Below are 7,823 nucleotides of genomic sequence, written 5' to 3'. Positions count from 1 at the left end.
TACCTTGTTTGAAAACACGAGGTAACCCATGGCTACGACACATGACACGATCCAACGCATCGAACGCGCCGCCAAGTACATGGCGGACGTGCTCGGGGAAGAGCGCACGCCGAGCCTCGACGAGGTGGCACAGCACGTCGGACTCTCCAAGTTCCACTTCCACCGCCTGTACACGATCGTGACCGGCGAGACCTGCCAGGACACGCTCACCCGCCTACGCCTGGCGAAGGCCGCCCGGGCCCTCGAGAATCCGAAGACCTCGGTCACCGACGCCGCCTTCGAGGCGGGCTACGGCTCGAGCCAGTCCTTCGCCAAGGCCTTTCGACGGCACGTGAGCGAGTCCGCCACGGCCCTGCGGGCGGATCCCCAACGCCTGGCCGACACGGTGCAGGCCCTGACGGCGCCGACCACCAAGGCCGGTGACACGCCGCCCCTGCGCATCGAGCTCGCCTCCTTCGAGCCCTTCAGCATCCTGGCGATCCGCACCGAGGGCACCTACCCGAAGTTGAACGCCACCTACTACGCGCTGTTCGACGCCGTCGGCGATCCATCGCTGGTGGAGGCGATCGTCGGCCGCCCGTGGCAGGACATCACCGGCGAGCAGGGCACCGCCCTGCCCTTCGATTGCGGCATCAAGGTGCTGCAGGCACCTGGCGACCTGCCCGCACGTGTCCACCGCCAGGACGTCGAGGGCGGACGCTTCCTCCTGACCCGTCACACCGGCGGATACGACGGCCTACCTTCGGCGATCGATCGGCTCTACCGGTTCGCCCTTGCCGACGCGGACGTGCGTATCGCGGACGCCCCCCTGCTGTTCCACTACCTGGACGACCCTGAGGAGACGCCGGAGGGGCAGCTGCGCACCGACATCTACCTGCCCTTGGATACCCATCACCTGGAGGTGACCCCATGAAACATCACGCACCCATCCTCGGCGCCTTCGCGGCGACCAGCCTGTTGATCGCCGGCGCAACGACAGCAGCGCCTCCGTCGAACAAGGACATCGTCAACGCCATGTTCGACGCCTTCAACGCCCACGATGTCACTGCTCTCAAGAGCTTCTACACCGAGGATGCGCGCGTCTTCTCCCCGGAGCAGTGCGGCCCCACGGTGGGGCCGGAGGCGATCGGGGCGAACTACACCGCGCTCTTCGAGCAGGTGCCCGACGTGCACGACCAGGTGGAGATCCTGGTCGCGGAAGGCGATCGAGTGGCGGTTGTGTTCACGGCCTCATCGCAGATTTCCGGCGCCGAGTTCCGCCTGCCCATCGCGGCCATGCTGCGCTTCGAAGACGGCAAGGTGGCGGAGGATCGGGTGTTCTACGAAACCGACATGCCCGCGCAGTGCGAGCAACGCTGATCGGTAGCTGAGTAGGGACGCGCCCGTGAGCGAACCTGTCCGCTAGGATCGCGAGGGCGCGGGACTCACCAGCAGGAGCAGCCCGAACAAGATCATCGTCCCGCCCGAGGCGCGTTGCAGGGTGGGGAGTCGGGCCGCCGCGTACTTCGAGGCGAAGCAACCGAAGGTGGCGTAGATGGCGATGGCCACCGCTTCCAGCACGAGAAAGGCAGCGCCGAGCAGGGCGTAGCTCTGCCAGTACGCGTCCACCGCAACGAACTGCGGAAAGAACGCAGCGAAGATCAGTATCGCCTTGGGGTTGCTGATCGCCACCACCGCCTCCGATCGAAACGCCTGCCCACGGGTGAGTCTGCGCCCTTCGCTACGCCGCATGGCGGCGCCGGGAGCGCTGCGCCACAGGCTGATGCCAAGCCAGATCAGATAGCCCGCGCCCAGCCACTTGACCGCCGTGAAGGCGGCCGCCGACGCCGTGAGAATGACACCGAGGCCGAGAGCACTCACGCCGATCATCGGGACGAAGGCCAGCAGCCGGCCGCAGGCCGCTTGCTGCGCAAAGCAAATGCCGCCGTTGGCGCCGTGGGTCATGGCCAGGAGGTTGTTCGGACCAAAGGCGAGATTCAGCGCGAAGCAGGCGGGGATGAAGAGGAGCCAATCGATCATGGTGGGTTCCTAGCGGGGGAATCTGTCAGCTGAATGGGTCACCGCACGCCAGCATAAGACGGTTGCCCGGCGAGCGGTCAAGGGCGCGGGTGACCTGTGGGTGATTGCGCCCCCAACGGACCCGGATTTCGCGTCATCGCGAGGTCGCGGCGCAGCCCCGCCGGCCGCCGTGACGAGACGGCGCGAAACCTGCCGTAGCGGCGGAGCAACGCTCTGTGCATACTCCGTCAACGAGCCCTTCATGGGCGCGTGGCGGCCCGCCGGGTGAGCACCCCGGGCGGGTGTTTCGAGACTTGCCGAGTAACCGCCGTGCACGCCGAACCCTACTCTCCCCTGCCGGACGTAATCGAGCCCCGCTGGCGCTACGACGGACAGGTGTTACCCAGCGATACCTATCGCATCGACTGCAGCACCTACGCCATGGACGCGGGCGACCTCGCCCCGCACAGCGAGCTCGCCGAACGCATGCGACGCACCTTCGAGGCCACCGGCCTGGTGCTGCTCGTCAACACGCGCCTGACCGAGCTCGAGGCCATGCGTGGCTTTGCCAAGCACGTGATGACCCGAGAGATGGACTACACCGCCGGTGCCAACCCGCGCAGCCCCATCGAGACCAACGTCTACGATGTCGGCGCGCCGCTCAGCGCCTGGCTCCACTACCATCACGAGATGGCGTACGTCGGCGCCAGCACCCGCATGCTCGCCTTCCTCTGCCTCAAGGCCGTGCCGGGCAGAGGTCACACCTACGTGTCGGACAACCTCCAGGCCACCGAGGCCCTGATGCGCACGGAGCTCGGCGCGAAGCTTCGTGATCTCGGGGTGTGCTACCACCGTAACCTAACGGATCGCGACGCCTTCCGTCGGCAAGCGCCGATCGGCGTGTACAACCACTGGCAACACTCCATGGCGGCGGAGGATCCTACCGAGGCCGAAGCGATCGCCCAATCACGCGGGTTGCGCACCGAGTGGGGCCCCAACCGCCTCCTGAAGACGCGCTACTACGCCTCGGCCTTCGAGTACTTCCCGCAGCTCGATCGCAACCTGCTCTTCTGCAGCGTGGCCGATCACGGCGTCTGGTTCGATTCCTGGCCCATGGTCATGCACCTGCCCTACGAGGAGCGCCCGCTCACGCTCACCTTTGGCGATGACACGCCCTTCACGCGCGATGAGCTGAAGCGGTTCATCGACATCTACGACCGCTTCGGCATCCCCATCGATTGGCGCGTCGGCGACATTGCCGTGGTGTGCAACTACCGCTTCGCCCACGGCCGCCCCGCCATTCACCTCGAAGCCGGCGAGGAGCGCGAACTCGGCGTGATGCTCGGCGAGCAGTTCGATCGCCTCGGCATCGTGCCGGGCAAATGGTAGGGCGGGGCCAGGTTCTCGACGCCGTCCTGGCCGACCTCGCGCCAGACCTCTACCTGCTCGGCGAGCAGATCAGCGATCGCTACGCCTGCGACTGGAGCGGCGAGCATCCGCACCGTCCTGCGGCCGTGTTCCGGCCGCGCGACACGGCGGACGTGGCCCGCATCGTCGCCGCGTGCCAGGCCGCCGGTCAGCGCCTGGTGGTGCAGGGCGGCCTGTCGGGCCTCTCCGGCGGGGCCACGCCGCAGCCCGGTGAGTGCAGCCTCTCCACGGAACGCCTCGATCGCATCGATGAGCTCGACGTGGCGTCGCGCACCATCACCGTCGGCGCTGGCACGCCCCTGCAGCGCATTCAGGAAGCCGCCGCGGCGGTGGGCCTCGAATTCCCGATCGATCTCGGCGCGCGCGGCTCCTGCCTAGCGGGCGGCATCGTCGCCACCAACGCCGGCGGCAACCAGGTGGTACAGCACGGCATGACCCGCGCCCTCGTGCTCGGCCTGGAAGCGGTGCTCGCCGACGGCACCATCATCAACGACGACAACAAGCTGCTGAAGAACAACGCCGGCTTCGACCTAAAGCAATTGTTCATCGGCACGGAAGGCACGCTCGGCATCGTCACCCGCGTCACCTTCCGCCTCTTCGCCCGCAAGGCGAGCCGCCCCACCGCCCTGTGCCTGGTGGAGGACTTCGACCAGGTGATCGCCCTGCTGCACCACCTCGAGCGCACGCTGGCGGTGATCAGCGCCTACGAGGTGATGTGGCAGGACTACTACCAGGCCTCGGTGCAGACCCTCGACGCCCGCGACCCCTTCGACGGGGCCGGCGGCTTCTTCGTGCTGGTCGAGACGGAGGGCACCAGCGAGAGCGCCGGCATGGCCACCTTGGAAACGGCCCTCGAAGGCGCCCTCGAGGGCGGCATCCTCGCCGACGCCACAATTGCCAAGAACCAGGCGGAAACCGCCGCCCTGTGGGCCATCCGCGACGGGGTCAGCGAGTTGCTCCCGCAGATGCAACCGGTCGCGCCCTTCGACGTGGGCGTGCCGATTCCGCACATGGCGCAGTTCGTCGACGACGCTCGCGCCGCCCTCGATGAGCACTTCGACGCCACCTGCCAAACCCTGGTGTTCGGTCACATCGCCGACGGCAACCTGCACCTGCTCGTGAGTACGGGCGCGAAGGCAGATCTCCCGACGATCTACGACATCGTCTACCGCCGTGTCGAACGGGTCGGCGGCACGATCACGGCGGAACACGGCATCGGCACCACCAAGCGGGACTGGCTGCACCTGTGCCGCGACGACGCGCAGATCGCCCTCATGCGACGCCTCAAGCGCGCCCTGGACCCGAACGGCATCCTCAACGCCGGCCGCGTGATCTAGCCCGCCCCATCACCGGCGCTGCCGAGCTTTCCCACCGCTCACCCCCGTCAATCCACACGGCGGCGCATGTTGCGCTGCAGCCACCCTATCCGTGGGCGGGAGGGCATCGCTAGACTCGGGGGGTCGTTTGATTCGACCCCAAGGATGGATAACAACATGCAACGCTCTGCGCCCAACCGGGCCTTGATGATCAGCTCGCTCGCTCTCAGCCTTCCCCTCGCCACTGCCGCCATCGCCGCTGAACCGGCGCCGGATCCTGCAGCGCCGGCGATAACGGAATTTCGTGCCAACACCTTCACCTTCTCCGCCCAACACGCCCCTGCCCTGGCCGTCGCCGACGACGGCAGCTTCACCGTGGTCTGGGCGAGCCGCCGGCAAGAGTCCGGTCGCTCCACCGTGCTGCGCCAGCGCTTCGCCGCCTCGGGGGTCGCCCTCGGCGAGGAAGCGCCCCTCGGCCTCTGGCGCAAGCATCACCTAACGGCCCCCGTAGTCGACTACGCCGACGGCGGTACTGCCTGGGCGGCGTGGCAGAGCGCGGGCCAGGACGGCGACGGCGCGGCCATCATCGCCCGCCGCTTCGACGCCGCCGGCCAGGGCGGATCGGAGATCCTCGTCAACGAGCGCACGGCGGGCGATCAGATGGCCCCCGTGCTGGCAGCCCTCGCCGATGGCGGCGCGGTGATCGCCTGGACGGAATCGACTGCTGACACCGCCTCGCGCGTGGTGCTAAGTCGGCTCGACCGCGACGGCAAGGCCCATGAGGGCGACGTGACGGTCGACGCCAGCGCGAGCTACCGAACTACGTCACCGAGCCTCGCGCGCGGCGCCGACGGCTCGGTGGCGGTGGCCTACGCACGCTTCGATGGCGACACCGGGCACAGCCTCGGCGTTTGGCTACGCATCCTGGGGGCCGATGGCGAATGGCAGTCCCCCGCGCGACGGGTGGGTGACGTCGGCGCCGTGGAACCGGTGGTCGCCGCGCATCCCGACGGCTTCGTCATCGCCTGGCACGCGAACTCGACCGCCAGTGACGCGAGCTACCACGTGCTCGCGGCCCGCCTGGATCACGCTGGCGAGCGGGTGAGTCCTGTCGCGCAGGTGAGCGCACCTGGCCAGGCCGCGCATCACAACGGCGCCGCCGTCGCCGCCCACGCCGATGGCACCATCGCCATCGCCTACAACCGCCGTGGCGGACCGCAGGGCGAGGTGTTGCTACGCCGCTTCGACGCGCAGCTCGCGCCTCTCGATGAGGCGGTATCGCTCACGCTAGCGAATGCGGGGGACCGGGCCCTGACCGAGGCCGTAGGCTCCCAGCGCCTGGCGTTCGCCGAGGACGGCACGCTCCTCGCCGCCTGGCAAGGCGCCCTGGACGCTGACGAGGAGAACGGCGTCGGCGTGACACTGCACCACACCAGGGCAGTCGCAGGCGATGACCGCCAGCTGGCCGCCGGCGTCACCGAGAACATGCGCCCTTACCTGCCAGCGGGAGATGCCCCCCAGGGCGATGCTGCCCTTCTGGGCCCGCAGCCCCACCTACCGCCTACCTTCGGTGAGCGACCTGCCGCACCGGCCGAACGCGAGGTGCTGACCTCGGCCAACGGCATCGGCTTCACGGGTGTCTTCAACACGGGCGTCACGCCGCCGGATCCGCACCTCGCCGTGGGGCCCCAGCACGTGGTCGTGATCGTCAACGGCGAGATCGCCTTCTACACCAAGGACGGCACGCGCACCTTCGTCGACGGCATCGAGGGCGCCGCAGGGTTCTGGGGCTCGGTCGGGGCATCGGACTTCATCTTCGACCCCGAAGCGCTCTACGACGCCACCTCGGGACGCTTCATCGTCATGGCCGCCGAGGCCTTCGCCCCCGGCGCGCGCAGCTACGTGCTGGTGGCCGTGTCCGACGATGACGACCCCAACGGGGACTGGTTCCGCTACCGCTTCGAGACCACCGACACCTCCGGCGATCTCTTCGACTCACCGAACATCGGCGTTACCGACGATGCGGTGATCATCACCGGCGATGGCTTCGGTCGGGGAGCGGTCTACGCGGTATACGCCTACGACAAGGCCTCGCTCCTGGCCGGCGATCCGCCCGCCATCTCCCGCCAGTTCCTGTTCCCGACCATCACCCAGTCGGCAGGTTTCCCACGCGTGACCACGGGCACGGGCGACACGCTCTATCTGGTCGAACACAAGGAAGCGTTCAGCAACAACACGCAGGTGCGCGTGATCGCCTTCAGCGATCTGCTCGGCACGCCCACGACCGACTTCGTCGACGTGACCGTGCCCGCCTACGGCGCGCCCGAAGATCCTCCCCAGGCCGGCACCACGAGCCGCCCGGAGACCTTCGACGCGCGCTTCTGGTCGGTGGACCAGTCCCCCGACGGCAACCTCTGGGCCACCCACCACATCAACCCGGATCGCGTGGTCGCCCGCTGGTACGAGCTGGCCATCAACGGCTGGCCCACCTCGGGCGATCAACCCGCCCTCGTGCAGTCCGGTGACATCGACCTGGGGCCCGACGTGCGCACCTACTTCAGCGCCATCAATGCGGGCGAGGACGGCAGCGTAGCGATCACCTACTCGCGGTCATCGCCCAGCGAGTTCATCTCCATGGGCAGCGCCTACCGCAACCTCTGTTCACGCCCCGGTTCGGTGATCGAAGCCCTCCAGCACCAGGACACGGTGGGCGGCTACACGCTCGGGCGCTGGGGTGACTACGCCGCCGTGCAATTCGATCCGGTGGACCCGACGGTGTACTGGGCGCACCACGAGTACGCGCAGAACAACTCCTGGCGCACCTGGGTGCAGAGCGTGGACACCACCACGTCCTGCGCACTCGCGGACCTCAACCGAGACGGCATCGTGAACGGTGTGGACTTTCGAGCTTTCCGCTTCGCCCTCGATAACGAGCGTTGCGTGGGGGATTGGAACCGGGACGGGGAGTTCAGCCAGCTCGATCTGCGGGACTTCTTCCTGCAGTGGTCCGATTGCCGCGAGTAAGCGGCGAGGGAATCTCGCCCGCTAGGCTTGGGTGACCTGCGCGGCCTGTCGCTGTCG

At 68.1% G+C, this 7,823-nt stretch carries 6 protein-coding genes; 5 read left to right on the top strand and 1 reads right to left on the bottom strand.

From position 1 onward, the window contains the following. Nucleotides 1–28: 28 nt before the first annotated feature. Together AAF184_15760 and AAF184_15755 are read left to right on the top strand one after the other, a co-directional pair. The gene (locus AAF184_15760) at nucleotides 29–913 is read left to right on the top strand and encodes an AraC family transcriptional regulator (GenBank protein ID MEO0423794.1); all 885 of its coding nucleotides are present in this window, start codon (nucleotides 29–31) and stop codon (nucleotides 911–913) included. Continuing rightward, a complete protein-coding gene (locus AAF184_15755) occupies nucleotides 910–1,359 on the top strand; it encodes a nuclear transport factor 2 family protein (GenBank protein ID MEO0423793.1) in 450 nt (149 codons plus the stop codon). The genes AAF184_15760 and AAF184_15755 overlap by 4 nt, the downstream gene beginning before the upstream one ends. Before the next feature lie 42 nt (nucleotides 1,360–1,401). On the opposite strand, the gene AAF184_15750 is transcribed toward AAF184_15755, so the two are convergent. After that, nucleotides 1,402–2,019 carry a LysE family translocator gene (locus AAF184_15750; protein MEO0423792.1) on the bottom strand — a complete coding sequence of 206 codons (618 nt, stop codon included), beginning with the start codon at nucleotides 2,017–2,019 and terminating at the stop codon, nucleotides 1,402–1,404. 309 nt (nucleotides 2,020–2,328) lie between these two features. On the opposite strand from AAF184_15750, the gene AAF184_15745 reads away from it, so the two are divergent. From AAF184_15745 to AAF184_15735, 3 genes are all read left to right on the top strand, one after another. After that, complete coding sequence (locus AAF184_15745; GenBank protein MEO0423791.1) at nucleotides 2,329–3,387, top strand: TauD/TfdA family dioxygenase; 1,059 nt, start codon at nucleotides 2,329–2,331, stop codon at nucleotides 3,385–3,387. Beyond that, nucleotides 3,381–4,763, top strand: a complete 1,383-nt coding sequence (locus tag AAF184_15740) for an FAD-binding oxidoreductase (protein MEO0423790.1) — start codon at nucleotides 3,381–3,383, stop codon at nucleotides 4,761–4,763. The genes AAF184_15745 and AAF184_15740 overlap by 7 nt, the downstream gene beginning before the upstream one ends. Nucleotides 4,764–4,919: 156 nt before the next feature. Then, complete coding sequence (locus AAF184_15735; protein ID MEO0423789.1) at nucleotides 4,920–7,766, top strand: hypothetical protein; 2,847 nt, start codon at nucleotides 4,920–4,922, stop codon at nucleotides 7,764–7,766. Nucleotides 7,767–7,823: the final 57 nt, after the last annotated feature.

The sequence above is a fragment of the Pseudomonadota bacterium genome (genome assembly GCA_039815145.1).
GTDB lineage: Bacteria > Pseudomonadota > Gammaproteobacteria > Steroidobacterales > JBCBZW01 > JBCBZW01.
The sequence above is the reverse complement of the archived record's forward strand: the minus strand, read 5'-3'. Positions and strand labels throughout refer to the sequence as shown.